This is a genomic window from Paracoccus maritimus (genome assembly GCF_025195095.1).
Taxonomy (GTDB): Bacteria; Pseudomonadota; Alphaproteobacteria; order Rhodobacterales; family Rhodobacteraceae; genus Paracoccus; species Paracoccus maritimus.
The window spans coordinates 292,975-319,017 of record NZ_JANAVZ010000003.1 but is presented as its reverse complement, the minus strand read 5'-3'; the positions used below and the strand labels follow the sequence as shown (position 1 = coordinate 319,017).

Genomic DNA, 26,043 nt, shown 5'->3' with positions numbered 1-26,043 from the left:
TCAGGGCAGGATCGCCAGCCAGACCCAGATGCTGATGACCGAAACGGCGGTGCCGATCAGCACCGTCGAGGCCGCGACGCGGCGCGCAGATCCGTAGATATTGGCGAAAAGATAGGCGTTGATCCCCGGCGGCATTGCCGCAGTGACGACCGCCGAACGCATGCCCGCGACATCCAGCCCCAGAACCGACCCAAGGCCGAACGTGACCAGCGGGTGCAAAAGCAATGCGCAGCCGCAGCACATCGCGATGGTCGCCATGTCGCCTTCGGGGCGATAGCGGTACAGGATGCCGCCAAGTCCGAACAACGCCGCCGGCAGCGCGGCGCGGGCCAGCATGTCAACGGCGGCCCAGAACCCCTCGGGCATGACCAGACCTGCCTGCATCAGAAGGTTCATCGCCAGACCGCACAAAATACCGATCACAAGCGGCGTCCTGATGACGCCCGACAGGGCACGCAGCGCGACACCCCCAACCGACAGGCCGGTGCCGCGCGCGCGGGTGAACTCCATCGCGGTGATGCCGAAAGTGTAAAGCGCGGGCGAATGCAGGGCGATGATCGCCCAGTTGCCGTCCAGGGCCTGCGCGCCGAAGGCACGTTCCGTGATCGGGATGCCCAGAAGCAGGGTGTTGGAGAACAGGCAGACGAACCCGATCGCCACGCAGTCCGGGGCAGGGCGGTTGAATAGGAATCGCGCCCCCGCCCAACCGGCGGCATAGCTGCAGAACGCCCCGGTATAGAAGGCGATCAGCAATGCGGGGCGAAACTCGGTGCCCAGATCCAGCCGCGCCATCGAGGCGAACAGCAGGGCCGGCACGGCGAAGTTCTGGGCAAAGCGCATCAGCCCGTCCACCGCCGATTCCGAGAACAGGCCCCGCCAGCTGACCAGATAGCCGAAGCCGATCACCAGAAAGACCGGCAGGATGGTGGTGAAAAGCGCGCTCACGTCGCGGTCGGGCCGGCCAAGGCCGGCGTGACGTTTCCGACCCTCAGCACCATCATGTCATGGGCGGGGATGATGTGATCGGGCGTCATCGTCATGACCTGATCGTAGTCCATGTCGATATGCATGTTGGTCAGCACGCCACGCGGGGTTCCGGCCCGCGCAAGCCATTCCAGCGCCTGCGCCAAATTTGCGTGGCTGGGATGCGGGCTGTGGCGCAGCGCATCGCACACGAAGATCTCGGCATTCTGGATCAGCGGCCATGCCTCGTCGGGAATCTCCGACACGTCGGGCAGATAGACCAGGCCGCCGATGCGGAACCCCAGCGCGGTGATCTCTCCGTGCTGGACGCGGAACGGCTGGAAGGTGATCGGCCCGCCCGGTCCCTCGATGGTCACCGGACCGTCAATCAGGTTCAGATCAGCGATGGGCGGGTAAAGGCTGCCAGCCGGCGTGTCAAAGATATAGGCAAAACGGTCCCGCAGCGCCTGTGTCGTGGGCGTATCGGCCCAGATCTGCACCTTGCGGCGCGCGTTGTGAACCAGTTGCCGGATATCGTCGATGCCGTGGATGTGGTCCGCGTGCGCGTGGGTGTAGAGAACAGCGTCCAGCGTGGCGATCCGTGCGTCCAGCAGCTGCGGCACCATGTCGGGGCCGGTGTCGATCAGAACCTGGGTCGTGCCCCCCGGTCCCTCGCGTTCGACCAGCAGCGAACAGCGGCGGCGGCGGTTCCGGGGATTACCGGGATCACATGCGCCCCACAGATTGCCAAGCCGGGGCACGCCGCCCGAAGATCCGCAGCCAAGGATCGTGGCCTTGATCACGCCGCGCCTCCGGCCGCCTTCCAGAACAGCCGGTCGAAATTGGCCGAGGTCCGGTGGGCGAACTCGGCGTAGTCAACGCCGAACAGATCGGCGCCCACGGCGGCGGTCCGTGTGACATAGCCAGGTTCGTTGCGCTTGCCCCGATGCGGCGGCGGGGCCAGGTAGGGGCTGTCGGTCTCGACAAGGATCCGGTCCAGCGGCGCTGCGGCGAAGATCGTGCGCAGATCGCCCGACCGCGGAAACGCGGCGATGCCGGACATCGACAGGTAAAAGCCCAGATCCAGCGCAGCGCGGGCAAGTTCCGCCCCGGAGCTGAAGCAATGCATCACGCAATCATAGGCGCCGGCGCGATATTCCTCGGTCAGGATCCTGGCCATATCGGCGTCGGCGTCGCGGGCGTGGATGATCAGCGGCAGGCGGGTCCGCCGGGCGGCCTCGATATGGATGCGAAGGCTTTCCTGCTGCCGTCCCGCGCTTTCGGCGGTATAGTGATAGTCCAGCCCGGTTTCGCCGATGCCCACGAATTTCGGATGCTCGGCCAGCCGGGTCAGATCATCGACGCTGGCCATCGGTTCGTCCGCGACGCTCATCGGATGGGTGCCGGCGGCGTAGAACACGCCGTCATGTGCTTCGGCCAGGGCGCGGACCTGTGGTTCAAGCCGCAGCCTCGTGCAGATCGTGACCATGCGCGTCACGCCTGCCTGGCGCGCGCGGGCGATCAGCGCGTCGTGTTCACCGTCGAAATCGGGGAAGTCCAGATGGCAATGGCTGTCAACAATCGGCGTGGGGGCCGCTTGGGTCATGGGTCAACCTTTGGCTGGCAGGGCGGATTGTGCCGGCGGCAGATGCGCCAGTTCCGTCAGCATATCCATCACCAGCGCGGCAGGGTCAAGGTTGACCGCCCGACCGCTGCGTGCTCGCGCCGACAGACGGGCCTGCGCCCCGGCCCAGTCGCGGGCGGCCTGGTCGTTGGGCGAGATGCGGGCCATCAATGCGCCTTCGTGCCGCGCGGCCTGTGGCAAAGGCGCGCCCATCAGACCGGCCCGTGCGGTCCGCGTCAGGAATCGGTCCAGCAGCGTCACCATCAGGTCGAACGGGTCGCCATCGGCATTGGCGCGCCCGGCGGCGGCATCGGCCAGTCTGGCGGCCGCCAATCGGTCCATGCGCGGCAGGGTGCCGAACAGATCCACGATCTGCTGATACCGCGTCAGCCCGTCCTGTCCCGACAGCCTCAACGCTTCGCCGACCGAGCCGCCGGACAACGCGGCCAGGGCCTCGGCATCTTCAGAGACACCCAGCCCTGACAGCGCCTCGGTCATCTGGTCCGGGGTCAGAGGGTTCAGGCGCAACGTCCTGCAACGCGACCGGATCGTTGGCAGCAGCCTGGCGGGCTGATGTGCGATCATCAGGATCAGCCCGTCTCTGGGCGGTTCTTCAAGCACCTTCAGCAATGCGTTCGCGGCGGCGGTGTTCATCTCGTCGGCGGCATCGACGATCGCGATGCGGCGGCCGCCATCGGTGGCCGACATGTGAAAGAACGACAGCAGTCGCCGGATCTCGTCCACGGTGATCTCGGCGCGCAGGCGACTGGCCTTGTCGTCCCATGGCCGCCGGATCAGTTGCAGAGCCGGTTCGGACAGCGCCGCAAGGCGCCGCGCCGCCGGATCCCCATCGGGGACGGACAGATCGTCGCTGGCCGCTCCCGACAGCAGCCAGCGGGCAATGGCCCAGGCCAGTGTCGCCTTGCCGACGCCGCGCGGACCGGTCAGCAGCCAGGCGTGATGAAAGCGCCCGCTGCGCTCGGCCTCGACGAACTCGGCGATGGCGTGGTCCTGGCCGATGATCCGGCCCGTCATGCGCGGATGCGGCGCCCCCGGCACGCGGTCGGGTTCGGGGATGTCCTCGGGGTCCGTCTTCACAGCGCGGCCCTGACACGGGCGGCGACGTCCTCGACGCTTCCGCTGCCGTCGATCACGCGGACCCGGTCGGGGTATTCTTGCGCCAACGCCCTGAAACCCGCCGCAAGCCGCAGCTGAAAGTCCAGGCCAAAGCTTTCAAACCGATCCTCGTTTCCGCCGCGCGCCTTGCCGCGCGCAAGGGCGATGGCGGGATCCACGTCGATGACGAATGTCCGGTCGGGTTCGACGCCGATCATCAGCGCATGCAGGCGATCGACGATCTGGCGCAGATCGCCGCGGGTCGTGCCCTGGTACACGCGGGTGGAATCCGCGAACCGATCGGTGATGACGGTCTGCCCTGCGTCAAGGGCGGGGCGGATGGTGCGTTCAAGATGATCGCGGCGGGCGGCCGTGAACAGAAGACATTCGGTTTCCACCGACCAGCGTTCGCCGGCCCCTTCGACCAGCAAGCGCCGGATTTCCTCGGCGCCGGGGCTGCCGCCCGGCTCGCGCGTGTGCAAGACCCGACGGCCTTCCGTCCTCAGCGCTTTGGCAAGCCACGCAGACTGCATGGACTTGCCGCAGCCGTCGATCCCTTCGAAGCTGATGAACATCAAAGCCCCGTGGCTTCGAGCGCCTTGTTTCCAAGCCGCATCGCGGCGCCCTTCAGACGGCCTGCGAAACCCGCCTCGGGAATGTCCTGTGCGGCGATAAGCGGGGTGACGGCGTCTTTCGCACCCGGCACGGTGACCACAAGGCGACCCAGCTGGTCGCCCTTGGCGATCGGCGCGGGCAGGGGCGAGTCGTAGACGGCCTCGACCTTGACCTGATCCCTGGCGCCGGCGGGGATCAGCACCCGCGCGCCCTCGGACGTGGTCAGACCGACGCGCGCCTGCGTGCCCAGCCAGACCGGCACCTCGACAACCGTCTCGCCCGCGGGGACAAGCGTTTCCATGGTGAACTGCCGAAACGCCCAGTTCACGATCCGCTCGGCTTCCTCGGCACGTGCGGTTTCGGTGGGCAGGCCGGTGATCACGAAGACGATGCGCCGCCCGTCCTGAACGGCCGATCCGACAAGACCATAACCCGCCTCCTGGGTGTGGCCGGTCTTCAGGCCGTCGGCGCCGATGCCAAGACCCAGCAACGGATTGCGGTTGAAGCGATTGGCGGGCGCGCGGTTGTCATAGGGAAACTCGGTCAGGGCGAAATTCTTGTACAGTTCCGGGAAGTCGCGGACCAGGTGCACGGCAACCAGCCCCAGATCATGCGCCGTCATCCGGTGGCGCGGGTCGGGCCAGCCCGAGGCATTCGCGAAGGTCGAGTTGGTCAGGCCAAGCTCTTTGCCCTTCTCGGTCATCTGGCGGGCAAAGGCGGCCTCGGTTCCCGACAGTCCCTCTGCCACGACCACGCAGGCATCGTTGCCGGACAGCACGATGATGCCCTTGATCAGTTCCTCGACCGTGGGACGATCCTGTTCGTTCAGGAACATGGTCGAACCCTTCATCTGCCGCGCCTTGGTCGAGACGGGCAAGCGCGTGTCCATCTGCACGCGGCCTTCGTGCAGCGCCTCGAACAGCATGTAGGTTGTCATCAGCTTCGACATCGAGGCAGGCGGGATCGACTGATCGGCGTTTTTTTCCATCAGCACGGTGCCGGTCGCCACATCATAGACCCACGCCGTGCCGGCATTGGTGTCGAAGGCGTTCGCGGGTGCGGTCAGACACAGCAGGGCGGCCAGCCTCAGCAGAAATGCGCGCATGGGAGATCCTTTGCCTGTTTGGGCAGGATGGTTACATGATGGTCTTGCGCCCCGCAACGCGCCTGCTTGGGAAGCCATGCGAAAGTGATCGGATTGCGCGATTTGTCGATGCTTGACGCCGGACTGCGCGCGGCCTAGCCATCGGGCTGGGCGTGCGTTCGCGCGCCGTTCCCCGCAGACCGGCAGATCGCAAATGTCCCTGACCTCTGAACGCCCGCTTCTGGGCATCGCGCTGAAATGCAGCAGTGTCGCGGTGTTCACGCTGATGGCGGCGCTGGTCAAGGCCACGTCGCAGGACGGGCTGGGGGTGCCGCCGGGACAGCAGGTATTCTTTCGGTCGTTCTTCGCGATCCCGGTGATTCTGGTCTGGTTGTGGTGGCGCGGAGAGCTTGCGACGGGGCTGACGACATTTCGTCCGATGGGGCATTTCTATCGCGGCATCATAGGCACGGCGGCAATGGGGCTGGGATTCTGGGCGCTCTCGCTGCTGTCGTTTCCCGAAGTCACCGCGATCGGTTATGCCGCGCCCTTGCTAGTGGTGGTCTTCGCGGCGATGTTTCTGGGCGAGGATGTGCGGCTGTTCCGGCTGGGGATGGTCGGACTGGGGCTGATCGGCGTGCTGATCGTCCTGTCGCCACAACTGCGGCTTGAGGCCGGGGCGCAGGATTATCGTCGCCAGCTTGGTGCCGTTGTCGCGCTTGGTGGTGCGACCTGCGCGGCTTTGGCGCAGATTTTCGTGCGCAGGCTGGTTCAGGACGAGCGCACATCGGCAATCGTCTTCTGGTTCTCGGTCACATCCGCAGTGCTCAGCCTTGCGACCATTCCGTTCGGCTGGGTGCTTCCCGATCCGACCACATTCGGCTTGCTGGTGCTGACCGGGCTTCTTGGCGGGCTTGGGCAGATCCTGCTGACATCGTCCTATCGTTTTGCGGACGCTTCGCTGATCGCGCCGTTCGAATATGCCTCGATGATCCTGGCACTGGCGATCGGGTTCTTCGTGTTTCACGAGGTGCCGACACTGACCGTGGTGATCGGCGCCGCCGTCGTGATCCTAGCGGGCATCCTGATCATCTGGCGCGAGCGGCGGCTGGGGCTGGAACGCAACCGGCAGCGCAAGGCGATGACGCCACAGGGGTGAAACCTGCCCGACAGGCGTGGTAGAAACGCGGGCGATGATTGTCGTTCGCGATCAACCCATTCCCAACGGATCCTGCCGCATCTTCGCGCGCTGCGCATCGGCGCGACCGCTGATCAGCGCGATGGCCCCCAGCGCCGCGCAATAGAGCGCGCCGACGCCCAGAACCATCCATCCCGGAAGCGGGCCGATCGACGCGCGTTCCAGAAACTGCCCGACACTTTCCAGCGGCACGGGATGCACCATCAGTTTGCCCAGATAGGCGATTGTCTGAATCAGCAGGATCCAGAAATAGTTTCGCCTGATCCGGCGCCCGACAGCGGTCCAGAAGCTGACATGATAGGTTGGATGGCGGTAATCCTCGGCCAGTCGGTTCTGCCAGCCTTCCTCCAGATGCAGATCGCCCTCGGTCAGCATCGGCGCCAGGAAATGCAGCTCCATCCAGCGGCAACGCGCCCGCCAGACGTTGAAATAGCGATAGCGCCGCGCCTCGAGCATCAGGAAAAAGAAGATCAGGATGCCGACAAGCACCAGTGGCAGGGGCGATGCCTGAGGAGAGGAATATGCGATGGACAGGGCGACCCCCAGCGTGACCACCGACCAGTTCGTGGTGGTGTCGAGGCGGGTGCGCCACAATGTCGAACGATAGATCTCCCCGCGATAAAGGTGCGCGATCACTCCCATTTCGGCCGAATCAAGCCGCGTGCGTGCCGTCGGATCGATGTCCATGTGCCCCTCTCCCTTCGTCTCAGATTGGCAGGGGGGATGAATTTCGGCAAGGGCCGCGCGCGCTTCAGCCGCCGGTGGCCTCGCGCCAGTGGCGGCGGCACAACGAGACATAGACTTCGTTGCCGCCGACCTGGACCTGGGCGCCCTCGGTGATCGGGTGGCCGGATTCGTCGCGGCGAATGACCATGGTAGCCTTTCTGCCGCAATGACAGATCGTGCGAACCTCGCGCAGGTCGTCGGCAAGCGCCAGCAGCGCGGCCGAGCCGGGAAACAGCTCGCCCCGGAAATCGACCCGCAGCCCATAGCACATGACGGGAATGTTCAGGTCGTCGGCGATCCGGGCCAGCTGCCAGACCTGGTCCCTGGACAGGAATTGCGCCTCGTCGATGAAGACGCAGTCGCAACCCGCGCGGTGCTGGCTGACCAGGGCGAACATGTCGCTTTCGGCGCTGAATGTCAGTGCCTCGTCCGCGATGCCGATGCGGCTGGCGATCCTGCCCTGGCCCGCGCGGCTGTCCAGCGCCGCGGTCAGCAGCAGCGTGCCCATGCCGCGTTCGCGATAGTTATAGGACGCTTGAAGAAGCAGGGTGCTTTTGCCTGCATTCATCGTCGAATAGTGGAAATACAGCTTCGCCATGGCGGCAGCAGATAGCCGCGCGCTCCTTCGGCGGCAAGATGCTGCCAGTTCGGTTTGCGGCCGCTGGCCGTTTCTGGCATATTCTTCGGCACGGCGGCGGCGATATTCCCCTTGGCGCGATTCTGCGCCGCCTTTTCCATGACTTCAAAACAGGTTTTTTACGATGCGTGACCCGTTGTTTCGCATGGCCCTGATCCTGGGGCTTCTTGCCGCCGTCGGTCCGTTCGCGGTCGACATGTATTTGCCCGCTTTGCCTCAGGTCGCGCGCGATCTGGATACGACCGAAACTGGCGCCGCGCTGACCCTGACAGCCTACTTCGTGACCTTCGGGATCGCCCAGATGATCTATGGCCCGATGGCCGATGCGGTCGGGCGCAAGCGGCCGCTGGTAATCGGTGTGGTTATCTTTCTGGTGGCGACGATCGCCGCAGCACTGGCGCCGTCGATCGGCTGGCTGATCGCCGCGCGTGCGGTGCAGGGGCTGGGCTCGGCGACGCTGATGGTGGTGCCGCGGGCGGTGATCCGCGATCTGGCGACTGGACCGGCGGCCGCGAAGATGATGGCGGCGATCATGATCGTCATCTCGATTTCACCGATGCTGGCCCCGCTGACCGGATCGCTGGTCATGGCATGGGGCGGCTGGCGCGAGATTTTCGGCGTTCTGGCCGCCGCCGCACTGCTGAGCCTGTGCCTGATCCTGTTCGTCCTGCCGGAAACCCTGCCCACCGAAAACCGTCGCCCGGTCCGTCTTGCGCCGATGCTGTCGGGGGCGAAAAGGCTTCTGGGCGACCGCCGCTTCATGGGTCTGACCATGATCGGCGGCTTTGGCATGGCCAGTTTCTTCGTGTTCCTGTCCACGGCCAGCTTCGTCTATACGCGTCAATACGGGCTAAGCCCGACCGGCTTCTCGATCGCGTTCGCGATCAACGCGATCGGCTTCTTCACCGCCTCGCAGTTCGCAGGGCCGATGGCCGCGCGCTTCGGGATGGAGCGGGTTATCGCCTTGGCGATCACCGGCTTTGCGGCGCTGACCCTGCTGCTGACCGGGTTGGTCTGGTCCGGCGCCGATGCGTTGCCGGTGGTGGTAGCGGGGCTGTTTGTCGCCAACGCCTGTCTGGGACTGGTGATACCGACCGCGATGGTCATGTCGCTGGATCCACATCCCGACATCGCAGGCATGGCGTCATCGCTTGGAGGCACGATCCAGATGCTGACCGGCGGCGCGATGATCGTCGTGACAGGGCCGTTCATGGACAATTCGGCCGCCACCATGGTCCCGGCGATCGCGCTGTGCGCGGGGCTTGCCTGGGTGTCGGCGGCCCTGTCGCTGCCGCGGCTGCGTCTTCGGGCGGCATAAAAAAGGGCCGCAGGATCAATATCCTACGGCCCTTTCCTTTGATAGAATCAGGCCTTGGCCTGACGGCTGCGCGGCTGGCGCGAGGTGCGGCGCGCTGGCCGTTTGTTGCCCCCGCCGTCTATCGGCTTGCCGCGACCGCGCGGTGCACCGCCGCGACCCGCAGGTGCCGTTGCGGCCGGAACTTCGCCGCCGATGACCGTGATCGACGATTTCATCGCCCTCTCGATGGCGCGCAGTTCGCCAAGTTCGGCCGGGGCGCAGAACGCGACCGCGCGTCCATCGCGTCCGGCACGTGCAGTGCGGCCGATACGGTGGACATAGTTTTCCGCGACATTCGGCAGGTCGTAGTTATAGACATGCGCGACCTCGGGAATATCCAGCCCGCGCGCCGCGACATCGGTTGCCACCAGCACCTGCGTGTCGCCCTTGCGGAAGGCCTGCAGCGCCCGTTCGCGCTGACCCTGGCTTTTGTTGCCGTGGATCGCGGCGACCGAAAAGCCCCATTTGTCCAGCAGTTTGGACAGTTTCTCGCAGCCATGCTTGGTGCGGCCGAAGACCATCGACAATTCGCCGGGATGCTTGGCTAGATATTCGGCCAGCAGCGTCGCCTTGTCGCCCTGCGACACGAAATGCACGCCCTGGTCGATCTTGTCGGCGGCCTTGCCCGGCGGGTTGACAGCAACCTTGACCGGATCGGTCAGATAGGTGTCCGACAATTCCGACATCAGCTTCGGCATGGTGGCCGAGAACATCAGCGTCTGACGTTCCTTGGGCAGCATCCGCGCGATCTTGCGCAGCGTGTGGATGAAGCCGATGTCCAGCATCTGGTCGGCCTCGTCCAGCACCAGATAGGTGGTGGCCGACAGGTCGATCGCGCGGCGTTCGATCAGGTCCATCAGTCGGCCCGGCGTCGCGATCAGCACGTCCACGCCGCGCGACATCCGCTCGGTCTGGACGTTGATCGAGGCGCCGCCGACGACGCGGAAGGACCGGATCGGCGTGCCTTCGGCATAGGCGTCGATATTGGTGGCGATCTGGGTCGCCAACTCGCGCGTGGGGGCCAGGATCAGCGCCCGGCATGTCTTCGGGTCGGGCTTCTTGCCGAACTTGATCAGCCGGGTCAGCATCGGCAGGCCGAACGCGGCGGTCTTGCCGGTGCCGGTCTGTGCAAGGCCCAGCACATCGCGTCCGCCGACCACGGCCGGAATCGCCTGATCCTGGATCGGCGTGGGCTTGTTCAGCCCCATCGCGGCGATATTGGCATTGATCCGCGGGTCGATGCCCATGTCGGCGAAGGGGCCGGTGGGAAGCGGGTCGCGGGCGGGGGCGCGGCGCCCCTCGTTCGGGGCGGCGTAGGCATGACCGGGGCGGGATTTGCCGCCACGCGAGGGGCGGCGACGATTATTCTGGTTTTCCATAAAGGACTTTCATCCCCGACACCCCTCGTATCGGGCGCAAGGGCAGGGGCCGCGCATCATCGCGCGGCGATCAGCAGGGGTGCAGGCGAAATACGAGAGTGCCTGCAAGCCTCCCCGCGTGAGTGGGAAACTGGATGATGTGCCGCGGCCCTGGCGATTCCTCGCGGCTGCTCACGCGGCAGCGGGTTGCGACGTGGGACAGATGGAGGTTCGGGCCGGACAAGTCAAGCGCGGTCTGCGCTGTCCAGCCAGATCGTGACCGGGCCGTCGTTCAGAAGCCGCACCTTCATGTCGGCACCGAAGATGCCGGTTTCGACCGGGATGCCCTGGCCACGCAGGCTGATGGTGAAATATTCATACAGCCGCCGCCCGTCCTCGGGCGCGGCGGCGGCGGAAAATCCGGGACGGTTGCCGGTACGCGTATCCGCCGCCAGGGTGAACTGGCTGACCACCAGCGCGCCGCCGCCGATATCCAGGACCGAACGGTTCATCTTTCCCGCCTCGTCCTGAAAGATCCTCAGCTTCGCGATCCGCGCGGCCAGCTTGTCGGCAGTTTCTTCCTGATCGCCCCGCATCGCGCAGACCAGCACCAGAAGCCCCGGTCCCGTCTGACCTACGATCCGCCCCTCGACCTCGACCGAAGCGTCAGTCACACGCTGGATCAGCGCCCTCATGCGCGGCGGTTCCAGACCGAGAACAGCAGCATTCCCGCCACCATCGCGGCGAAGAAGATCAGGAACGGCACGCCGCCGAAGCCAAGCGAGGCCATTGCGGGTCCGGGGCACAGGCCAGAAAGGCCCCAACCAAGGCCGAACAGCGCAGCCCCGGCGATCAGCCGCCCGTCGATCTTCTGCGGTGGGGGCGGCGGCAATTCCGTACCCGTCAGGGCGGTGCGGCGCCGGGCGGCAACACGCCAGGCGACCAGCATCGGCAGGATCGCACCGGTCAGCACGAATCCAAGCGTCGGATCCCAGTTTCCAAACACATCAAGCCAGCCTTGCACCTTTGCCGGGTCGGTCATGCCCGAGATCAGCAGGCCCGTCCCGAACAGCGCGCCCGCAAGCGCCGCGATGACAAGCCGCATCATGCCGTCCATCCCAGCGCCCGCGCGACGATCACGGCAATGCCGCCGGTGAACAGATAGACCAGTGTGGCCACGATGCCCCGGCGCGAAAATCGCGAAATGCCGCAGACGCCATGCCCCGACGTGCACCCGTTCCCAAGCCGCGTCCCGAAGCCAACCAGAAGTCCGGCAAGCACCAGGATGCCGCTGCCAGCGATGGGCGCCGAACGCTCGGCCGCGCCGATCAGCACCAGCAGCGCGGGGGCCACGATCAGCGCGGCGATGAAGACCGCGCGTTCAACCATGTTGCTGCGCCCCGTGCCGTCCACCAGTCCGCCCAGAAGCCCGCTGGCCCCCATGATCCGGCCGTTTCCCAGCAGATACACGGCAGCAGCGCAGCCGATCATCAATCCGCCGATCAGTCCGGCGATCCAGTCAGGGTTCATCGAAGGCTCCATCTGTTCCGGGGAAAGATATATTCCTGAAAGGGAATGCGTCAAGAACGGGTCGACGTTTCACTTCCCCAGAAAGATACCGACGACGACCAGCATCAGGCCGATTGTCGATGCCGCAAGGGCGCCCATGTTGACGGCGATGACGCCGCGCATCTTGATCCTCAGGGCCTGGTCGTCCAGCCCGGCGCGGCGTGCGCGCGCCACCGTCAGGATGCACCAGATCAGTGCCGCAAGCCCGGCCAGGGTCAGCGCCGCACCGGCCCAGATGACGATCTCGAATACATTCATCGCGCGCTCCTGTCTGCTGCGATCCGTGGATCCCGCGCCCGATGGCCTAGCGGCGATTGCGCCCCGGAACAAGAGCGCCTAACAGTCTTGCGCGATGGCCGGACCAACCGAGGCAGGGTCCGGCAAGGACAGGAAGGAAGAAAAGACCGATGCAGGACGATCAAGCCTATGGCGTCGCCGCCGACGAATTGCGCCAGTTCATCGAACAGTTCGAACAGCTGGAAGCCGAAAAGAAGGATATCGCCGAGCGCCAGAAGGAAATCATGGCCGAGGCGAAGGCGCGCGGCTATGACACCAAGGTGATGAAGAAGATTGTGGCCCTGCGCAAGCGCGACCGCGACGACGTGGCCGAGGAAGAGGCCATTCTGGAGATGTACAAGACCGCGCTGGGAATGGGATGATCCGATGCCGCCGGTCCCCGTACCGGCGGCGGGACCGCCGGGGCAGGGGCCTATGGCAGCACGAATTCGACGCCCGGCAAGACTGCGATCTCTGCGACATCGGCATGATAGTCGCGGGTGATCTGGTCCACCAGGTCCTGGGTCCAGCCGGGCAGGTTGATTTCTTCGTCCGCCGCGTCGGGCGGCAACTGGTCCTGCAGGATGGCGGTCTGGATCTCGCGGCGCTGCGCGATCGACAGTTGGTCCCGGCCGCCAAGTTCGGCGTTCAGCCGCGCCATCCCTGCCTCGCCAAGCAGTTCCTGCATGTACAGAAGCGCGCCCGATAGCGGCGCTTCGGGTGGGATGTCGCCGATCAGGCGCACAAGCTCGGGCCAGATCAGCGGCACGTCCTCGTGACACCAGATGACCACCCGTCGTCCCTGCGCGGATCTGACCAGCCGCTGGATCGTGTCGCGCCAGCGCAGGTTGCGCGGGTCGGCACCCTGCATCATGGCCGCGTAACCGCCGTTGTTCAGATGCGTCAGTTTCGACAGCAGAACGGCCGGGTTGCGGATCGCGACAAAGAACTCCGCATGCGCATCCGCGAACAGCCCGGCCAGTGCCGCTGAGCGGGATCCGATCTGCGGATACAGCCCTTCACGCGAAACGGCGCGGGCGGGCGTCCCCAGCAATGTCGGCGATGACATCACGACCCGCTGCGGTGCCTCGGTCTCCAGCATCGCATCCAGCATGATCTGCTGCATCTCGGGCGTGGCCGCAGCGCCGTTCAAGGCCATCATCGCCTCTTCCAGCAGGCCGCGGTGGCGGGCGGGCGACACGATCTCGGTCTCGTTCCGCAGCAGCCAGTCGCGATTGTTCAGCAGCGTCTTCAGCAGCCGGTCTCCGTCCGTGCCGTGCACGCCAAGGTGGAATACCATCTGCATGCGCGCCGTTCCGTCATTCGTCATGTTCTGTCCCGTTGCTGTCGCGCGCGCAGACTAGCCAGCATTCGTGGACAGTCAAACCGCTTTGCAGTATCGCCGAAGTTATGAGCGACCCTGCCCCTGCACCCGAGCGCCCAGACCGGCGACGCAACCACGATCATGCGCTTCGGCCGGGCGGCGGGCGCGGCTGGTCGATCGCCGCCGTCGTGATCGCGGCGCTGGTGCTGATGCCGGTCGCGGCGGTGGCGTGGATGGCGCTGGCCCCGGCCGACAACATCTGGCCGCATCTGCTGGCGACGGTGATGCCGCGCTACATGCTGAACACGGTGATCCTGACGGCGGGAACCGGCGCGCTCGCGGCGGCGATGGGGGCCGGATCGGCATGGCTGGTCGGCATGTATGAATTTCGGGGACGCCGCGCACTGGAATGGCTTTTGCTGCTGCCATTGGCGGTTCCAGCCTATATCGGTGCCTATGCGCTGGCCGATTTCCTGGACTACAGCGGACCGGTGCAGACCGCGCTGCGCGGCTGGTTCGGTTGGACCAGCGCACGCGATTACTGGTTTCCGCATATCCGATCGATCGAGGCGGCGATCCTGGTCCTTGCTGCCGCGCTGTATCCTTATGTCTATCTGCTGACACGGGCCGCGCTGCAGGAACAATCAGGCAGCGCCTACGAGGTCGCACGGGCGCTGGGAACCGGGCCGTGGGGGCTGTTCCGGCGAGTCGGTTTGCCGCTGGCACGCCCTGCCATCGTCGCCGGATCGGCCATCGCAATGATGGAGGCCGTCGCGGATTACGGGGTGGTCAGCTATTTCGGCGTGCAGACCCTGAACACCGGGATCTTCACAACCTGGCTCGAGCGGCGCAATGCGGGCGGTGCGGCCCAGATCGCCTGCGTCATCCTGATCGTTGTCATCGTGCTTGCATTGTGGGAACGGTTCGGGCGCAGAAACGCGCGCTATCATCAAAGCGCCCGCCAGCCCAGGCCGATCATCCGGCAGCGTCTGACGGGCTTCGCCGCAGTCGCCGCGGGGCTGGCCTGCGCATTCCCGTTCGCGCTGGGTTTCGTTCTGCCGGTCGGCGTGATCCTCAGCTATGCGCTGGCCTATCCTCAGGGGTGGGTGACGCCGGGCCTGGGGCTGGCGGCCTGGCACACGATCAGCCTTGGCGGAACGGCGTCGATCCTGACGGTGTTCCTGGCCTTGGTCATGGTTTATGGCGTGAGGTTGTCGGGCCGTGCCTTGCCGCGGCTGCTGCTGCCCGTCACGACGGTGGGATATGCTGCACCTGGCGCCGTGCTGGCGGTCGGCATCCTGATCCCGCTGGCGGCGCTGGATCATCGCGTCGCCGATGGCTGGCTGGCGCTGACCGGAACCGATCCCGGCCTGATCCTGACCGGCAGCGGCACCGCAATCGTCTTTGCCTATCTGGTGCGCTTCTTCGCGATCGCGCAGGGCGCGGTGGACGGTGCCTTTACCCGCGTGCCGCCGTCGCTGCCGATGGCCGCACGGTCGCTGGGGCGCGACAATGCCGCGGTGCTGCGCGACGTGTTCCTGCCGTTGATGAAGGGATCGGTCGGGTCGGCCTTGCTGCTGGTCTTTGTCGATTGCTGCAAGGAACTGCCCGCGACGCTGCTCTTGCGGCCATTCAATTACGAAACCCTGGCAACCCGCGTCCATGAAAAGGCCAGCCTTGAAGATCTTGGCAATGCGGCACCGGCCGGGCTGCTGGTGATGGGGGTCGGAATTCTTGCGGTCGTTCTGCTGGCTCGCGCCAAGCTTGGGTTGCGTAAGCCCGCACGTCGCGGTATCGCAATCGGGCAGGCGGTCTAGCCCTGTCATTGCCGGTTTAGCTCAGCAGGTAGAGCAGCTGATTTGTAATCAGAAGGTCGCGGGTTCGATTCCTGCAACCGGCACCAAATGCCCTTGGTAGAGTTAGGAAAAACGGAAATCCGTTATCCCAGCCCCCCAGCCAGCCCCCCCAAGCATTTAGCGGTGCTTTCGTCGGCTCTGATCACTTGGCTTGGTTGATTCGCAAGACTGACTGACCATGCCGACCCTTCCGCGTGTATTGCAGCTGTGGTCAGGATGGGATTGTGGCTCTCTCGGCGTGGGCGCCGCGGGATCGGATCCTGTCTCGATCGCGGTGCACGGTCTTGCGGAGCCTGAATCATGCCAATCGCCTGAAATCAATGGGTCTGGAGCCTAGCAGGTCAGGCCGGGCATAGCTGCGCTCGACCTTTTTCCCGGCTGTGTGGCCTAAGACAGTCTCTGAAACTTCCCGGCTGCAGGCGTCGGTGTCTTGGTGAGGCATTGGCCCTACGCGTGGGTGCCCGTGCTAGACTAGCGCCTTATTGTTTCGCGCATGCCGACTAGCCAGACCTCTCGCCTCCCGTCCTTTTGGAACCGGTCTCGCGAATGCAGCTAGCGCCAGACCATTCTCATCCTTGAGTTCAGGGAAAATCTGCATGATCTCTTCGACAGCCGCCTCCCCGACGGATTTCTTAGCTTCGGCGCCAAGGTACATGCTTTCCGTTTCCGCTGCGTTCGAAAAAATCACCTGGTGGCTATCCAGCAGCAGGTGGAAGTAGTCGACTTCGCGGATGTCATGAGCCCAATCGATGCCTTCGACAGCAATCAATTGCTTTGCAGCAACAAGTACTTCGTCGGTTGAAAACATGCGACGGGCGATGACCGAGCGCACGAGGACACGGTGCTGCGGGCTCAGCAGAAGATCTTGTGAGGGACTGTTTGCTCCAAGTGCTCCCGCGACGATCCGAATCGGACGCAGATTTGGCTTCCGTGCGAGCGATTGAGGCAGAATTTTGCTGCTTCCGATCCAACGAATTGGCATCAGTCCGTTGTCCTTGGTTTGAACCAAGTCGCCCACCTGAAGACATTCGATAGGACGGGCGCCTTTGTCGGTTTCAATCAGGACGCCCCGAGTGAAGCAGGCAATGCTCTCGAGCTCGTGATAGGTTTGCGCCATGTTATAGCCAGTGAACGCGGGGCCTGATCCTAAGCTATCCGTTCGAACTGCTAGCGTGGCCGATTCAACAGCTTTCGTCGCAAAGTCGGGATCGTTCCCATTCGCCAGCAAGAAGGTATGTCCGTCAGGGGTCTGAACCACCCAGAGTGCTTTTTCAGCTGTCGTGCCGTCATTCCATTCGATGCTGACGTCATACCGCGCCATGAAATCCAGCGGATAACTCTGCTCGCCACCGCCCAAATCAAAACGCAGACCGTCGCCTGAGCTGCCCGCGTTATGATCGGCGTTGGTAACTGTGTCAGCTTCGTCGTTGAAAGACGTGAGAGCGGTTACGTCTTGAAAAAGCGGGCTCGAACTGTCGCCATATGTGCCTGCGATCACCGATGCGTCCCTTGCTCCGGGTGTCTCGGTGCCGGGCGTTCCGGGGTCAATAAGATCCAGCTGTCCGAGATACCATGCGAATGTGTCGACGTCTGCCATTGGTAGCCTACCCCTCTAGACCAGCGTTTTGTTGATGATCTTAACGTATTTCTAAATTTGCATAGACTGTAAAAGACACAACTGGCGGCGCGCAACCCGTTAGTGTGCACACCCGCTGGGTTGTGTGCGCGATTTGCAGTCGAGGATCAGAGCCGATCGAAGCCCAAAAGATTCAATGGCTAGCAGCCATTGCGCCAAGTGCGAATTGAGTGGTTCATTTTGAGGCTTCTCGCCGCACTAATCGCCTCGCAAGTTCACCACGGTCGCAGAGTGCCGACCGGTGACGTGACGAGCCCACGCTTCCATGACTGTGCGCCGGCGCTCGAGTAGGTCCGACCGGGCATAGCTGCGCTCGACCTTGTTCCCGACCGTGTGGCCGAGGACCGTTTCTGAAACCTCCCAGCTGCAGGCGTCGGTGTCCTGGACCCATGTCCTGAAGCTGGTGCGGAAACCATGCGGCCGGCCGGGCTCCTTCATGTGGTCAAGACGGTAGGCGAGGGCGTTGCTGCTGATCGCCTTTCCGCTTGGTGCGAAGATCAGATCTTCGGTAAATGGCTTCAGTCGATCGACAACAGCTTGCGCCTCGGCTGAAAGGGGAACGCGGAAATCTCGGACCGTGCCTTCGGTTCCTTTGATCCTTTCGGCGGGCACCGTCCAGATGCCGTCGCTGATCTCGGAATGCCTCGCGCCGACACATCCGTCGAGGCGCACGAGGGTGAGCAACATGAACCGCAGGCATTCGTCGCTGAATGCGTCTCCGAACCGGGCATAAAACGCGGGCACTTCCTGGCACGGCGTTGCCCTGATCGGCGTCGAGACGTGGTGCGCCTCGCCGAGAATCCGGGTGGCGGCTTCAAGCTCGAAGGGGGCACAGTCGCATCCCATGAACCTGCCTTCGGTGAAAATCTGGCGCATGCGGTTGTAGGCTTTGATGGCGGTCGGATGTTTCTTCCGCCAGATCGGTCGGAGGGCTTCGGCGACAGGCGCGGTCAGGTTCTGTGGAATCATGTGTGAGCCGCGCTTCGGCAGCCCGCTCGGGTAGCGGGTTAAAGGAGCCAGGCAAGACACCTGATACTCTGTCATCACCCTTTTCATGCGAGAACCGCCTGATCTTCGTTGCCTGACGCCGGTCGGCCCACGCTGCCGGGCAGGGGCCGGCGTGAATTCGGGTCAAGAATCAAGAGTTTCACATTGCGTCCCTCGGCATCGCCGGCACCCGTCCCGATCGTGCTTGAGCGTCTGGCGGCTTTGCCATACTCAGGCGGCATGCGTATTCTGTTTCTTGGCGATGTCATGGGGCGGGCCGGCCGCCGAGCGATCAGCGAGGGTCTTGCCGTGCTGCGAAAGCAGCTCAGGGCGGATTTCGTCATCGTGAATGCCGAGAACGCCAGTGGCGGACGCGGCGTGACTGCGGGCCACGCGCAGCTACTTCTTGAAGCCGGGGCGGACTGCCTGACGCTGGGGGATCACGCCTTCGACCAAAAGGACATGCTGACCCATGTCGAGAAGGATCCCCGGATCCTTCGGCCGCTGAACTACGCGAAAGAGGCGCCCGGGCGCGGAGCGGGGGTATTCAGCGACGCGCGGGGGCGCAAGATCCTGGTTGCGCAGGCGTTGGGCCAGGTATTCATGTCGCGACCCTATGACGATCCGTTCTCGGCGCTGGATAGTGTCTTGCGGGCACACCCGCCGGGCGGCATGGTTCAGGCTGCCGTGGTCGATATCCATGCCGAGGCCACAAGCGAGAAGATGGCCATCGGCCATTTCTGCGACGGGCGCGCCAGCCTGGTCGTTGGCACGCATACCCATGTTCCGACAGCGGATGCGCAGGTTCTGCCGCGGGGCACGGGCTATCTGACCGATGCCGGGATGTGCGGCGACTATGACAGCGTCATCGGGATGGAAAAGACAGAACCCATGCGCCGCTTTGTCACCGGCATGGTTCGCGACCGTTTCAGCCCCGCCGAGGGCGAGGCGACGCTGTGCGGCGTGCTGGTCGAGACCGACGACCGGACAGGCTTGTCGCGGCGGATCGAGCCCGTGCGCGTGGGCGGTCGCCTGGCGCCCAGCCATTCGGTGAACCAGCCTGCCGAAGGCTGAGATGAATTGCGTTCTTGCCTGCTTGCAGCGTCCCTTAGAATCGGCGCAAGATGCTTTCGGCGGGTCAGGTTCTGACCGGAAATGCGAGATGTGAATGTTCGGAATTGAACTGACCGGAACCCTTTCTGCGGTCACCACGATCTTCATCATCGCCGGTATGTTGACCCTCTTCATCCGCGAGACCTATCCGCCCGAGGTGACGGCGATCCTTGGTGCGGTGGTGTTGCTTGCGTTCGGCATCCTTGATGTCGAACATGTTGCGGGGGTGCTGTCGAACCCGGCCCCATGGACCATTGCGTTCATGTTCATCATCGTCGGCGGACTGGTGCGGACCGGGGCGCTGGACTGGATCGGGCAGAACGCCGCGCGGCATGCGGGCACCCGGCCGTTGTTGACGCTGGGGCTGGTGTCCTGCGTGGTCTGTACGATGTCGGCCTTCGTCAACAACACTCCGCTGGTCGTGGTGATGATGCCGATCTTCATGCAGCTTGCCAAGGAAATGGGAAGTTCTCCGTCCAAACTGCTGATCCCATTGTCATATCTGTCAATTCTGGGCGGCACGATGACGATGATCGGCACCTCGACGAACCTGCTGGTGGACGGTGTCGCGCGCAGTTCCGGACTGGAGCCGTTCTCGATCTTCGAGATCACGCCGGTTGGCCTGCCCATGGCGATCGTGGGCGTCATCTATCTGCTGATCTTCGCCCCGCGTCTTCTGCCCGAGCGGGATTCGATGTCGCAGCTGATGTCTGGCCGTTCGAAGATGAAGTTCTTCACCGAAGTCGCGATTCCCGAGGATTCGGCGCTGATCGGCAAGGCCCTGGACGAGGTGGACATCTTTACCCGTGACACGGCGCGGGTGATCGACGTGTTGCGCGGTGACGCATCGCTGCGTCGCGATCTTGCGGCCGTGCAGCTGGAACCGGGCGACCGCGTGGTGCTGCGAACCCCCATGTCCGAGGTGCTGGGGCTGCAAAGCCACAAGGACCTGCGGATGGTGGACAAGCTGAGTTCGGTCCAGACCTCGACCGTCGAGGTGCTGATCACACCCGGTTGTCACATGATCGGACGCAGCCTTGGATCGATGCGTCTGCGCCGCCGCTATGGTGTCTATGTGCTGGCGGCGCACCGCAAGAACCAGAATATCGGCCGACAGCTGGACGATCTGGTGGTCAGGGTGGGTGATACGCTGCTGCTTGAAGGCGCGCCGGCCGATATCCAGCGTCTGGCCAGCGACATGGAGATGGTCGAGGTTACCGCGCCGTCCGACCGCGCCTTCAGGCGCAAGCACGCACCGATCGTGGTGGCGACGCTGGCAGGTGTGGTCATCCTGTCTGCCTTCAATGTGGCGCCGATCCTGCTGCTGGCCTTTATCGGCGTGGCCGTGGTGCTGGGCACCCGCTGCATCGACGCGGACGAGGCGCTGGGGTTTGTCGATGGCAGGCTGATGGCGCTGATTTTCGCGATGCTGGCGGTTGGGGCAGGGCTGGAGAATTCGGGCGCAGTGGAACTGGTCGTGACGAGGGTCGCGCCGTGGCTGGCCGAGGTTCCGCATTGGGGTCTGATCCTTGCTGTCTATCTTCTGGCGACGGCCCTGACCGAGACGGTGACGAACAACGCCGTGGCGGTGATCGTGACCCCGGTCGCGATTTCGCTGGCCGGTCAGCTGGGGGTCGATCCGCGCCCGCTGGTGATTGCGGTGATGATGGGGGCGTCCGCCAGTTTCGCAACTCCGATCGGGTATCAGACCAACACGTTGGTCTATGGTCCCGGTGGCTATCGTTTCGCCGATTTCATCAAGGTCGGCTTGCCGCTGAACCTGCTGATGGCGATCACGGCATCCATCGTCATTCCGATCGTCTGGCCACTTTAACGCCTTGATATTCAAGAATTGATGTGTCTGCATTGCTGCCATGCAGCATTGCTGCTTGCGCGTATGCTGCGACTGCACAATATTCAGGGGCAGGGAGGAAACGGCTTTGTACGATACAAGGAGTTTCCAAATGGCCAACACCGCAACCATCGAACGCAGGCCACTTGCCGGAATCGGCGGCGCATTGGCGGCACCCTTCGTCGCGACCGGGCGCTTTCTCGTGCAGCTGGCCGAGTCAGGTCCGCGCATGCGCGCCCTCGAACGTCTGCACCGCACCAGCGATGAGGATCTGAAGGCACACGGGCTGACCCGCGAAGGCGAGATCCGCCGTATTCTGGGGATCAGCGCGGCAATCTGACCGACGGGTTCGCCAAGGACAACGCTTCACCTGACAGCGTCGGCAACAATGCCGGCGCTTTTCAATCAGGGGCGGATCGTCGGTCGCTAGAGAGGCCAGACAATCAGCAGGATCGGGATCGAGACGGCCAGAACGATCACCTCCAGCGGCAGGCCCATCCGCCAGTAATCGCCGAAGCGATAATCCCCGGGTCCAAGGATAAGCGTGTTGTTCTGGTGCCCGATCGGGGTCAGGAACGCGCATGCGGCCGAGACCGCGACCCCCATCAGGAAGGCGTCGGGCTGCACCTCCAGTTGCTGCGCCAAGCGGATGCCGACGGGGGCTGCGATGATTGTCGTGGCGTTGTTGTTCAGCACGTCCGACAGGAACATCGTCGCCATCATCAAAAGCAGCAGCGCGATCCAGGCCGGATAGCCGTCGGTTGCCCGCGCCAGCAGCCCCGCGATCAAGGCCGTGCCGCCTGTTTGGTCCAGCGCCAGGCCCAACGGGATCATCGACCCCAGCAGAACCACCACCGGCCAATCGACATGATCGTAAAGCTCGTTGATCGACAGGACGCCGGTCAGCACATAGGCGATCACGACGCAGCCAAGCGCAATGGGCATGCTGACCCAGCCAAGGCTGGTGGCCAGAACCGCCAGCGCGAACAGCAGGATCGCGCTAAGCATGTGGCCTTCGCGTTGCACCGGCAGGCTGCCACCATCAAGCCGAAGGACGCCGGACGCGCGCAGCACATCCTCGGCCCGGCTTTCGGGGACCAGCAACAGCAACAGGTCGCCAGCTGCGATCTGCTGACGCGACAGCGCGTCGCGCAGCGCCACGCCGCGCCGTCGCATGCCGATCAGCACACTGTCATAGCGATTGACCAGGCCAAATGACTGGGCGTTGCGGCCGATTATCTCTGACCCGACCGGGACCAGGCATTCGATCAGACTTTGGCCTTCGGAATCCTTTCGCGCCCGCGGCTCCAGCCGCCCGTCGGGAAAGGCCAGTTTCTCGGCGGATCGGTATTCGTCCAGCGCGGCAGGGCCGGCGCGCACCAGCAGCACGTCGCCTTGCGCGAGCGTCAGTTCGTCAAGCTGGTCAACAACGGGATGGCCGTGACGCATGATCCCGACCAGTCTCACACCGGCTTTCTGCGCGATGTCGCGAAGATCGGGGATCCGTTGCCCCACGGCATTGCTAGACTCGATCACGACCAGACGCGCAAGATAGCGTCGCGGACGATCACCACCGCCGTCACCTTGGGGGCGACGGACCGGGATCAGCCGCCAGCCTATCAGGGCGATGAACGCGATGCCGGCGGTCGCGACAGCGGCACCGACAGGCAGGAAATCGAACATCCGGTAAGGCTCTCCCAGCACCTGATTGCGATAGCTGGACACGATCAGGTTCGGCGGCGTCCCGATCAGCGTCAGCATCCCGCCAAGGATGGTGGCGAAGGCAAGCGGCATCAGCGTAAGTCCGGCCGCGCGACCGGCCTTGCGTGCCGTCTGCAGATCGACGGGCATCAGCATGGCCAGCGCGGCGATATTGTTCATGAAACCCGAAAGCAGACCGCCGACACTGCCGAACAAAAGGATATGCCCGGTCGTCGAACGCCCGTCCCGCGCCAGCATCCGCGTCAGCCGCGAGACGGCACCGGATCTGGTCAGCCCCGCGGTCGCGATCAGCACCAGCGCGACGATCATGGTGGTCGGGTTGCCGAAGCCTGAAAACGCCTGTTCGGCGGGTACGACGCCGAACAGCACTGCCGCCATCAGGCCCGCGAATGCGACCAGGTCGTGTCGCCAGCGTCCCCAGAACATGATCGCGACCATCAGCGCGAAGATGGAGAAAAGCGTGATCTGAGAGGGTGTCATATGCATCTCTTGCTGATGTGCCGAAGGGCAACGCACGGCTTGCCCCTCGGGTTCGTCTTGCGATGGGGCCGGACACTGGACTAAAAGCGCCCGAATCCGGATTTCACAGTTATCGAGGGATCACGACCATGGCAGGTCATTCCAAATGGGCCAATATCCAGCATCGCAAGGGTCGTCAGGACGCCGCGCGGTCAAAGCTGTTTTCCAAGCTCTCGAAGGAAATCACCGTCGCCGCCAAGATGGGGGACCCCGATCCCGACAAGAATCCGCGTCTGCGTCTGGCGGTCAAAGAGGCCAAGTCGAATTCCGTCCCCAAGGACGTGATCGACCGCGCCATCAAGAAATCGCAGGGCGGTGATGCCGAGAACTATGAAGAGATCCGCTATGAGGGTTACGGCCCGAACGGGATCGCGCTGGTGGTCGAGGCCATGACCGACAACCGCAACCGCACCGCATCCAACGTGCGCAGCTATTTCACCAAGTCGGGCGGCGACCTGGGTCAGACGGGCTCGGTCAGCTTCATGTTCGACCGGGTCGGCGAGATCGTCTATCCCGCCTCGGCAGGCGACGCCGACACGGTGATGCTGGCCGCGATCGAGGCCGGGGCGACGGATGTCGAAAGCGATGAGGATGGTCACTGGATCTATTGCGCCGACACCGACCTGAACGATGTCGCGACCGCGCTGGAGGCCGCGCTTGGCGAATCAGAGACCACGAAGCTGATCTGGAAACCGCAGGCGCCGACGGAAATCTCTGACGTCGAGACGGCTCAGAAGCTGATGAAGCTGATTGACGCGCTGGAGGATGATGACGACGTGCAGAACGTCACCGGCAATTTCGATCTGTCTGAGACGGTGGCAGCACAGCTGTAAGCTGTGTGGTTAATTGCCTGGGGCGATGACCGGGGGCTCTGCCCCCGGCCATCGCGCCGCTTCTGCTTCAGGTCTTTTGCGTCGCTTCGCGCGGCGGGCTATCTGTAGCTGCCGTATGGTCCTGCGCCGGCAACAGGCTGACCCTGGCGGCGCGTCTGATCGCCGTGGTAAGCGGCGACAAGGCATCCGCGGCGATCCGGGCGACCTGCCAGACAAGACCGATGTCCAGCGGAAGATCCGGAGCAAGGTCGACAAGCCGCCCGCTGCCAAGATCGCCAGCGATCATCGCCTCGGGGTTCATCCCCCAACCGATCCCGAGGCGGGTGGCCTCGGCAAAGCCCTGCGACGACGGGATCCGGTGAAATGGCAGGGCAAGCTTGCGGCCAAGCCACGCTGCAACCCAGCGATCCTGCAGGCCGTCCTTTGAATTGAAGCGCAGCGCGGGTGCGCGCGACAGGGTGTCAGCATCGATGCCGCCGCGGAAATGGCGGGCGACGAAATCCGGACTGGCCGTCGCGCGATAGCGCATGCGTCCCAGCGGAAAAATGTCGCAACCGGCCACCGGCGTGGCCGCGGCCGTGATCGCGGCGGCGACGCGACCGCTGCGCAGCCAGTCCTGCGCGTGGTCCTGATCGTCGATGATCAGGTCGATCAGACCGGGCGCGGCGGCCAGCGGCACCATCGCCCAGCTTGCAAGGCTGTCCGCGTTGATGGCGATGTTCAGAACCGGCAATCCGGTGTCGCTGCCCCCCATCAGTGCCGATTCCATCAATCTGACCTGATCCAGATGCGACGCGAGCCGCAATCCCGCAGGCGTTCCGCGCAGCGGTGGTCCGCGATCGATCAGAACCGACCCGCAGCGTTCCTCCAGCAGGCGGATCCGCTGCGAGATCGCCGACGGAGTTACCGACAATGCATGGGCCGCCGCCTCGAAGGAACCGCGCCGCAAGATTTCGGCAAGGGCGTGCAGGGCGCGGTAATCCAGCATTAGCGATACTTCATCCGACTTAGGTCAATTCACTTCAATTAATTCGCAGGCCATGGCATCGGCAAGTCCGGAGGTGCTGATGTCGTCTTATCTTGCGGGTCTCGGGGCAGGTTTGTCACTGATCGTGGCGATCGGATCCCAGAATGCTTTCGTTCTCAGGCAGGGGCTACTTGGCCGCCATGTGCTTGCGGTCTGCCTGTTCTGTGCCGCCTCGGATGCGGCGCTGATCACGCTGGGTGTGACCGGCATGGCCCGGCTGGGGGGCTGGCTTCCCTGGCTAGTGCCTGCGATGCGCTGGGGCGGGGTGGTATTCCTGTTCTGCTACGGGTTGGTGTCGTTCCGTTCGGCGTGGCGCGGCGGCGCGGCGCTGCGGCCGCACGGGCAGGGCGCGGCGCTGTCGCCGACGCTGGCGACCGTCGCGGCGCTGACCTGGCTGAACCCGCATGTCTGGCTGGATACGGTGGTGCTTCTGGGGGCGATATCGGCGCAATGGCCGAATCGGGCGATGTTCGCCACCGGGGCGATCAGCGGATCGTTCCTGTTCTTCTTCGCGCTGGGATATGGTGCGCGGCTTTTGGCGCCGTTCTTCGCCCGGCCACGCGCGTGGCAGGTGCTTGATGTGATGGTCGGTGCGGTGATGTGGGTGATCGCCTGGCGTCTGGCGATGGGGTGACAGACTTGCGGCGGGCC

28 protein-coding genes and 1 tRNA gene are annotated in these 26,043 nt (G+C 64.3%); 10 read left to right on the top strand and 19 right to left on the bottom strand.

Going from position 1 to position 26,043, the window contains the following annotated elements:
* Genes MU516_RS07295 through MU516_RS07270 form a run of 6 tightly spaced genes read right to left on the bottom strand, consistent with a single transcriptional unit; the run spans position 1 to position 5,423 of the window.
* The gene (locus tag MU516_RS07295) at positions 1-945 is read right to left on the bottom strand and encodes an AEC family transporter (protein ID WP_260276555.1); all 945 of its coding nucleotides are present in this window, start codon (positions 943-945) and stop codon (positions 1-3) included.
* Positions 942-1,766 carry an MBL fold metallo-hydrolase gene (locus tag MU516_RS07290; protein WP_260276554.1) on the bottom strand — a complete coding sequence of 275 codons (825 nt, stop codon included), beginning with the start codon at positions 1,764-1,766 and terminating at the stop codon, positions 942-944. The genes MU516_RS07295 and MU516_RS07290 overlap by 4 nt, the downstream gene beginning before the upstream one ends.
* Positions 1,763-2,569 (bottom strand): TatD family hydrolase, encoded by an 807-nt coding sequence (locus tag MU516_RS07285; RefSeq protein ID WP_260276553.1) that lies wholly within the window; start codon positions 2,567-2,569, stop codon positions 1,763-1,765. The genes MU516_RS07290 and MU516_RS07285 overlap by 4 nt, the downstream gene beginning before the upstream one ends.
* Positions 2,570-2,572: 3 nt before the next feature.
* Complete coding sequence (locus tag MU516_RS07280) at positions 2,573-3,685, bottom strand: DNA polymerase III subunit delta' (RefSeq protein WP_260276552.1); 1,113 nt, start codon at positions 3,683-3,685, stop codon at positions 2,573-2,575.
* On the bottom strand, positions 3,682-4,278 hold the full coding sequence (gene tmk / locus MU516_RS07275; protein ID WP_260276551.1) for a dTMP kinase: 597 nt from the start codon (positions 4,276-4,278) through the stop codon (positions 3,682-3,684). Before tmk ends, MU516_RS07280 begins: the two co-directional genes overlap by 4 nt.
* On the bottom strand, positions 4,278-5,423 hold the full coding sequence (locus tag MU516_RS07270; RefSeq protein ID WP_260276550.1) for a D-alanyl-D-alanine carboxypeptidase family protein: 1,146 nt from the start codon (positions 5,421-5,423) through the stop codon (positions 4,278-4,280). The genes tmk and MU516_RS07270 overlap by 1 nt, the downstream gene beginning before the upstream one ends.
* Before the next feature lie 193 nt (positions 5,424-5,616).
* Here MU516_RS07270 and MU516_RS07265 point away from each other — a divergent pair, with 193 nt between their 5' ends.
* Entirely contained in the window at positions 5,617-6,561 is a 945-nt protein-coding gene (locus MU516_RS07265) for a DMT family transporter (RefSeq protein ID WP_260276549.1), read from the top strand.
* 51 nt (positions 6,562-6,612) lie between these two features.
* Here the strand turns inward: MU516_RS07265 and MU516_RS07260 are convergent, their stop codons facing one another.
* From MU516_RS07260 to MU516_RS07250, 3 genes are all read right to left on the bottom strand, one after another.
* Complete coding sequence (locus MU516_RS07260; protein WP_260276548.1) at positions 6,613-7,287, bottom strand: DUF2270 domain-containing protein; 675 nt, start codon at positions 7,285-7,287, stop codon at positions 6,613-6,615.
* Positions 7,288-7,351: 64 nt separating this feature from the next.
* On the bottom strand, positions 7,352-7,924 hold the full coding sequence (locus tag MU516_RS07255) for a thymidine kinase (protein ID WP_260276547.1): 573 nt from the start codon (positions 7,922-7,924) through the stop codon (positions 7,352-7,354).
* Positions 7,891-8,064, bottom strand: coding sequence for a hypothetical protein (locus MU516_RS07250; protein ID WP_260276546.1), 174 nt, complete (start codon positions 8,062-8,064; stop codon positions 7,891-7,893). Before MU516_RS07250 ends, MU516_RS07255 begins: the two co-directional genes overlap by 34 nt.
* Positions 8,065-8,087: 23 nt before the next feature.
* Between MU516_RS07250 and MU516_RS07245 the strand changes: the two genes are divergently transcribed.
* The gene (locus MU516_RS07245; protein WP_260276545.1) at positions 8,088-9,281 is read left to right on the top strand and encodes a multidrug effflux MFS transporter; all 1,194 of its coding nucleotides are present in this window, start codon (positions 8,088-8,090) and stop codon (positions 9,279-9,281) included.
* Positions 9,282-9,328: 47 nt separating this feature from the next.
* On the opposite strand, the gene MU516_RS07240 is transcribed toward MU516_RS07245, so the two are convergent.
* The 5 genes from MU516_RS07240 to MU516_RS07220 all read right to left on the bottom strand — a co-directional run bounded on the left by MU516_RS07240 (position 9,329) and on the right by MU516_RS07220 (position 12,505).
* Positions 9,329-10,567: a DEAD/DEAH box helicase gene (locus MU516_RS07240; protein ID WP_260276628.1), complete on the bottom strand. Its 1,239-nt coding sequence runs from the start codon at positions 10,565-10,567 to the stop codon at positions 9,329-9,331.
* Between the two features lie 356 nt (positions 10,568-10,923).
* Positions 10,924-11,373 carry a D-aminoacyl-tRNA deacylase gene (gene dtd, locus MU516_RS07235; RefSeq protein WP_260276544.1) on the bottom strand — a complete coding sequence of 150 codons (450 nt, stop codon included), beginning with the start codon at positions 11,371-11,373 and terminating at the stop codon, positions 10,924-10,926.
* Complete coding sequence (locus MU516_RS07230; RefSeq protein WP_260276543.1) at positions 11,370-11,786, bottom strand: DUF6691 family protein; 417 nt, start codon at positions 11,784-11,786, stop codon at positions 11,370-11,372. The genes dtd and MU516_RS07230 overlap by 4 nt, the downstream gene beginning before the upstream one ends.
* The gene (locus MU516_RS07225) at positions 11,783-12,208 is read right to left on the bottom strand and encodes a YeeE/YedE family protein (RefSeq protein ID WP_260276542.1); all 426 of its coding nucleotides are present in this window, start codon (positions 12,206-12,208) and stop codon (positions 11,783-11,785) included. The genes MU516_RS07230 and MU516_RS07225 overlap by 4 nt, the downstream gene beginning before the upstream one ends.
* A gap of 69 nt (positions 12,209-12,277) precedes the next feature.
* Positions 12,278-12,505, bottom strand: a complete 228-nt coding sequence (locus MU516_RS07220) for a hypothetical protein (protein WP_260276541.1) — start codon at positions 12,503-12,505, stop codon at positions 12,278-12,280.
* Between the two features lie 149 nt (positions 12,506-12,654).
* On the opposite strand from MU516_RS07220, the gene MU516_RS07215 reads away from it, so the two are divergent.
* Positions 12,655-12,906: a DUF2312 domain-containing protein gene (locus MU516_RS07215; RefSeq protein ID WP_260276540.1), complete on the top strand. Its 252-nt coding sequence runs from the start codon at positions 12,655-12,657 to the stop codon at positions 12,904-12,906.
* A 50-nt stretch (positions 12,907-12,956) separates the two neighbouring features.
* Here the strand turns inward: MU516_RS07215 and MU516_RS07210 are convergent, their stop codons facing one another.
* Entirely contained in the window at positions 12,957-13,853 is an 897-nt protein-coding gene (locus tag MU516_RS07210) for a hypothetical protein (protein WP_260276539.1), read from the bottom strand.
* A 203-nt stretch (positions 13,854-14,056) separates the two neighbouring features.
* Between MU516_RS07210 and MU516_RS07205 the strand changes: the two genes are divergently transcribed.
* On the top strand, positions 14,057-15,664 hold the full coding sequence (locus tag MU516_RS07205; protein WP_260276627.1) for an ABC transporter permease: 1,608 nt from the start codon (positions 14,057-14,059) through the stop codon (positions 15,662-15,664).
* A gap of 10 nt (positions 15,665-15,674) precedes the next feature.
* Positions 15,675-15,750, top strand: a tRNA-Thr gene (locus MU516_RS07200).
* Positions 15,751-16,169: 419 nt separating this feature from the next.
* Here the strand turns inward: MU516_RS07200 and MU516_RS07195 are convergent.
* Together MU516_RS07195 and MU516_RS07190 are read right to left on the bottom strand one after the other, a co-directional pair.
* The gene (locus MU516_RS07195; RefSeq protein ID WP_260276538.1) at positions 16,170-17,300 is read right to left on the bottom strand and encodes a Hint domain-containing protein; all 1,131 of its coding nucleotides are present in this window, start codon (positions 17,298-17,300) and stop codon (positions 16,170-16,172) included.
* Positions 17,301-17,537: 237 nt separating this feature from the next.
* Positions 17,538-18,383, bottom strand: a complete 846-nt coding sequence (locus MU516_RS07190; protein ID WP_260276537.1) for a tyrosine-type recombinase/integrase — start codon at positions 18,381-18,383, stop codon at positions 17,538-17,540.
* A gap of 183 nt (positions 18,384-18,566) precedes the next feature.
* Between MU516_RS07190 and MU516_RS07185 the strand changes: the two genes are divergently transcribed.
* From MU516_RS07185 to MU516_RS07175, 3 genes are all read left to right on the top strand, one after another.
* A complete protein-coding gene (locus MU516_RS07185; protein ID WP_260276536.1) occupies positions 18,567-19,400 on the top strand; it encodes a TIGR00282 family metallophosphoesterase in 834 nt (277 codons plus the stop codon).
* A gap of 94 nt (positions 19,401-19,494) precedes the next feature.
* On the top strand, positions 19,495-21,273 hold the full coding sequence (locus MU516_RS07180) for an SLC13 family permease (RefSeq protein ID WP_260276535.1): 1,779 nt from the start codon (positions 19,495-19,497) through the stop codon (positions 21,271-21,273).
* 130 nt (positions 21,274-21,403) lie between these two features.
* Positions 21,404-21,631, top strand: a complete 228-nt coding sequence (locus tag MU516_RS07175) for a hypothetical protein (RefSeq protein WP_260276534.1) — start codon at positions 21,404-21,406, stop codon at positions 21,629-21,631.
* An 86-nt stretch (positions 21,632-21,717) separates the two neighbouring features.
* Here MU516_RS07175 and MU516_RS07170 read toward each other — a convergent pair whose 3' ends face one another.
* Positions 21,718-23,493 (bottom strand): SLC13 family permease, encoded by a 1,776-nt coding sequence (locus tag MU516_RS07170; protein ID WP_260276533.1) that lies wholly within the window; start codon positions 23,491-23,493, stop codon positions 21,718-21,720.
* 128 nt (positions 23,494-23,621) lie between these two features.
* Between MU516_RS07170 and MU516_RS07165 the strand changes: the two genes are divergently transcribed.
* Positions 23,622-24,365, top strand: a complete 744-nt coding sequence (locus tag MU516_RS07165) for a YebC/PmpR family DNA-binding transcriptional regulator (RefSeq protein WP_260276532.1) — start codon at positions 23,622-23,624, stop codon at positions 24,363-24,365.
* A 67-nt stretch (positions 24,366-24,432) separates the two neighbouring features.
* On the opposite strand, the gene MU516_RS07160 is transcribed toward MU516_RS07165, so the two are convergent.
* Positions 24,433-25,353 carry a LysR family transcriptional regulator ArgP gene (locus tag MU516_RS07160; RefSeq protein ID WP_260276531.1) on the bottom strand — a complete coding sequence of 307 codons (921 nt, stop codon included), beginning with the start codon at positions 25,351-25,353 and terminating at the stop codon, positions 24,433-24,435.
* A 79-nt stretch (positions 25,354-25,432) separates the two neighbouring features.
* Here MU516_RS07160 and MU516_RS07155 point away from each other — a divergent pair, with 79 nt between their 5' ends.
* On the top strand, positions 25,433-26,026 hold the full coding sequence (locus MU516_RS07155) for a LysE/ArgO family amino acid transporter (RefSeq protein ID WP_260276530.1): 594 nt from the start codon (positions 25,433-25,435) through the stop codon (positions 26,024-26,026).
* The last annotated feature ends 17 nt before the right edge of the window (positions 26,027-26,043 follow it).

What these genes read in the sequence shown, in the direction of transcription:
- MU516_RS07190 (WP_260276537.1), bottom strand. Translation starts at nt 18,383, where the DNA reads ATGACAGAGTATCAGGTGTCTTGCCTGGCTCCTTTAACCCGCTACCCG.
- MU516_RS07285 (WP_260276553.1), bottom strand. Translation starts at nt 2,569, where the DNA reads ATGACCCAAGCGGCCCCCACGCCGATTGTTGACAGCCATTGCCATCTG.
- MU516_RS07270 (WP_260276550.1), bottom strand. Translation starts at nt 5,423, where the DNA reads ATGCGCGCATTTCTGCTGAGGCTGGCCGCCCTGCTGTGTCTGACCGCA.
- MU516_RS07160 (WP_260276531.1), bottom strand. Translation starts at nt 25,353, where the DNA reads ATGCTGGATTACCGCGCCCTGCACGCCCTTGCCGAAATCTTGCGGCGC.
- MU516_RS07215 (WP_260276540.1), top strand. Translation starts at nt 12,655, where the DNA reads ATGCAGGACGATCAAGCCTATGGCGTCGCCGCCGACGAATTGCGCCAG.
- MU516_RS07155 (WP_260276530.1), top strand. Translation starts at nt 25,433, where the DNA reads ATGTCGTCTTATCTTGCGGGTCTCGGGGCAGGTTTGTCACTGATCGTG.
- MU516_RS07260 (WP_260276548.1), bottom strand. Translation starts at nt 7,287, where the DNA reads ATGGACATCGATCCGACGGCACGCACGCGGCTTGATTCGGCCGAAATG.
- MU516_RS07245 (WP_260276545.1), top strand. Translation starts at nt 8,088, where the DNA reads ATGCGTGACCCGTTGTTTCGCATGGCCCTGATCCTGGGGCTTCTTGCC.
- MU516_RS07250 (WP_260276546.1), bottom strand. Translation starts at nt 8,064, where the DNA reads ATGGAAAAGGCGGCGCAGAATCGCGCCAAGGGGAATATCGCCGCCGCC.
- MU516_RS07180 (WP_260276535.1), top strand. Translation starts at nt 19,495, where the DNA reads ATGTTCGGAATTGAACTGACCGGAACCCTTTCTGCGGTCACCACGATC.
- MU516_RS07210 (WP_260276539.1), bottom strand. Translation starts at nt 13,853, where the DNA reads ATGACGAATGACGGAACGGCGCGCATGCAGATGGTATTCCACCTTGGC.
- MU516_RS07165 (WP_260276532.1), top strand. Translation starts at nt 23,622, where the DNA reads ATGGCAGGTCATTCCAAATGGGCCAATATCCAGCATCGCAAGGGTCGT.
- MU516_RS07255 (WP_260276547.1), bottom strand. Translation starts at nt 7,924, where the DNA reads ATGGCGAAGCTGTATTTCCACTATTCGACGATGAATGCAGGCAAAAGC.
- MU516_RS07170 (WP_260276533.1), bottom strand. Translation starts at nt 23,493, where the DNA reads ATGACACCCTCTCAGATCACGCTTTTCTCCATCTTCGCGCTGATGGTC.
- MU516_RS07265 (WP_260276549.1), top strand. Translation starts at nt 5,617, where the DNA reads ATGTCCCTGACCTCTGAACGCCCGCTTCTGGGCATCGCGCTGAAATGC.
- MU516_RS07205 (WP_260276627.1), top strand. Translation starts at nt 14,057, where the DNA reads ATGCCGGTCGCGGCGGTGGCGTGGATGGCGCTGGCCCCGGCCGACAAC.
- tmk (WP_260276551.1), bottom strand. Translation starts at nt 4,278, where the DNA reads ATGTTCATCAGCTTCGAAGGGATCGACGGCTGCGGCAAGTCCATGCAG.
- MU516_RS07240 (WP_260276628.1), bottom strand. Translation starts at nt 10,567, where the DNA reads ATGGGCATCGACCCGCGGATCAATGCCAATATCGCCGCGATGGGGCTG.
- MU516_RS07175 (WP_260276534.1), top strand. Translation starts at nt 21,404, where the DNA reads ATGGCCAACACCGCAACCATCGAACGCAGGCCACTTGCCGGAATCGGC.
- MU516_RS07195 (WP_260276538.1), bottom strand. Translation starts at nt 17,300, where the DNA reads ATGGCAGACGTCGACACATTCGCATGGTATCTCGGACAGCTGGATCTT.
- MU516_RS07220 (WP_260276541.1), bottom strand. Translation starts at nt 12,505, where the DNA reads ATGAATGTATTCGAGATCGTCATCTGGGCCGGTGCGGCGCTGACCCTG.
- MU516_RS07185 (WP_260276536.1), top strand. Translation starts at nt 18,567, where the DNA reads ATGCGTATTCTGTTTCTTGGCGATGTCATGGGGCGGGCCGGCCGCCGA.
- dtd (WP_260276544.1), bottom strand. Translation starts at nt 11,373, where the DNA reads ATGAGGGCGCTGATCCAGCGTGTGACTGACGCTTCGGTCGAGGTCGAG.
- MU516_RS07225 (WP_260276542.1), bottom strand. Translation starts at nt 12,208, where the DNA reads ATGAACCCTGACTGGATCGCCGGACTGATCGGCGGATTGATGATCGGC.
- MU516_RS07230 (WP_260276543.1), bottom strand. Translation starts at nt 11,786, where the DNA reads ATGATGCGGCTTGTCATCGCGGCGCTTGCGGGCGCGCTGTTCGGGACG.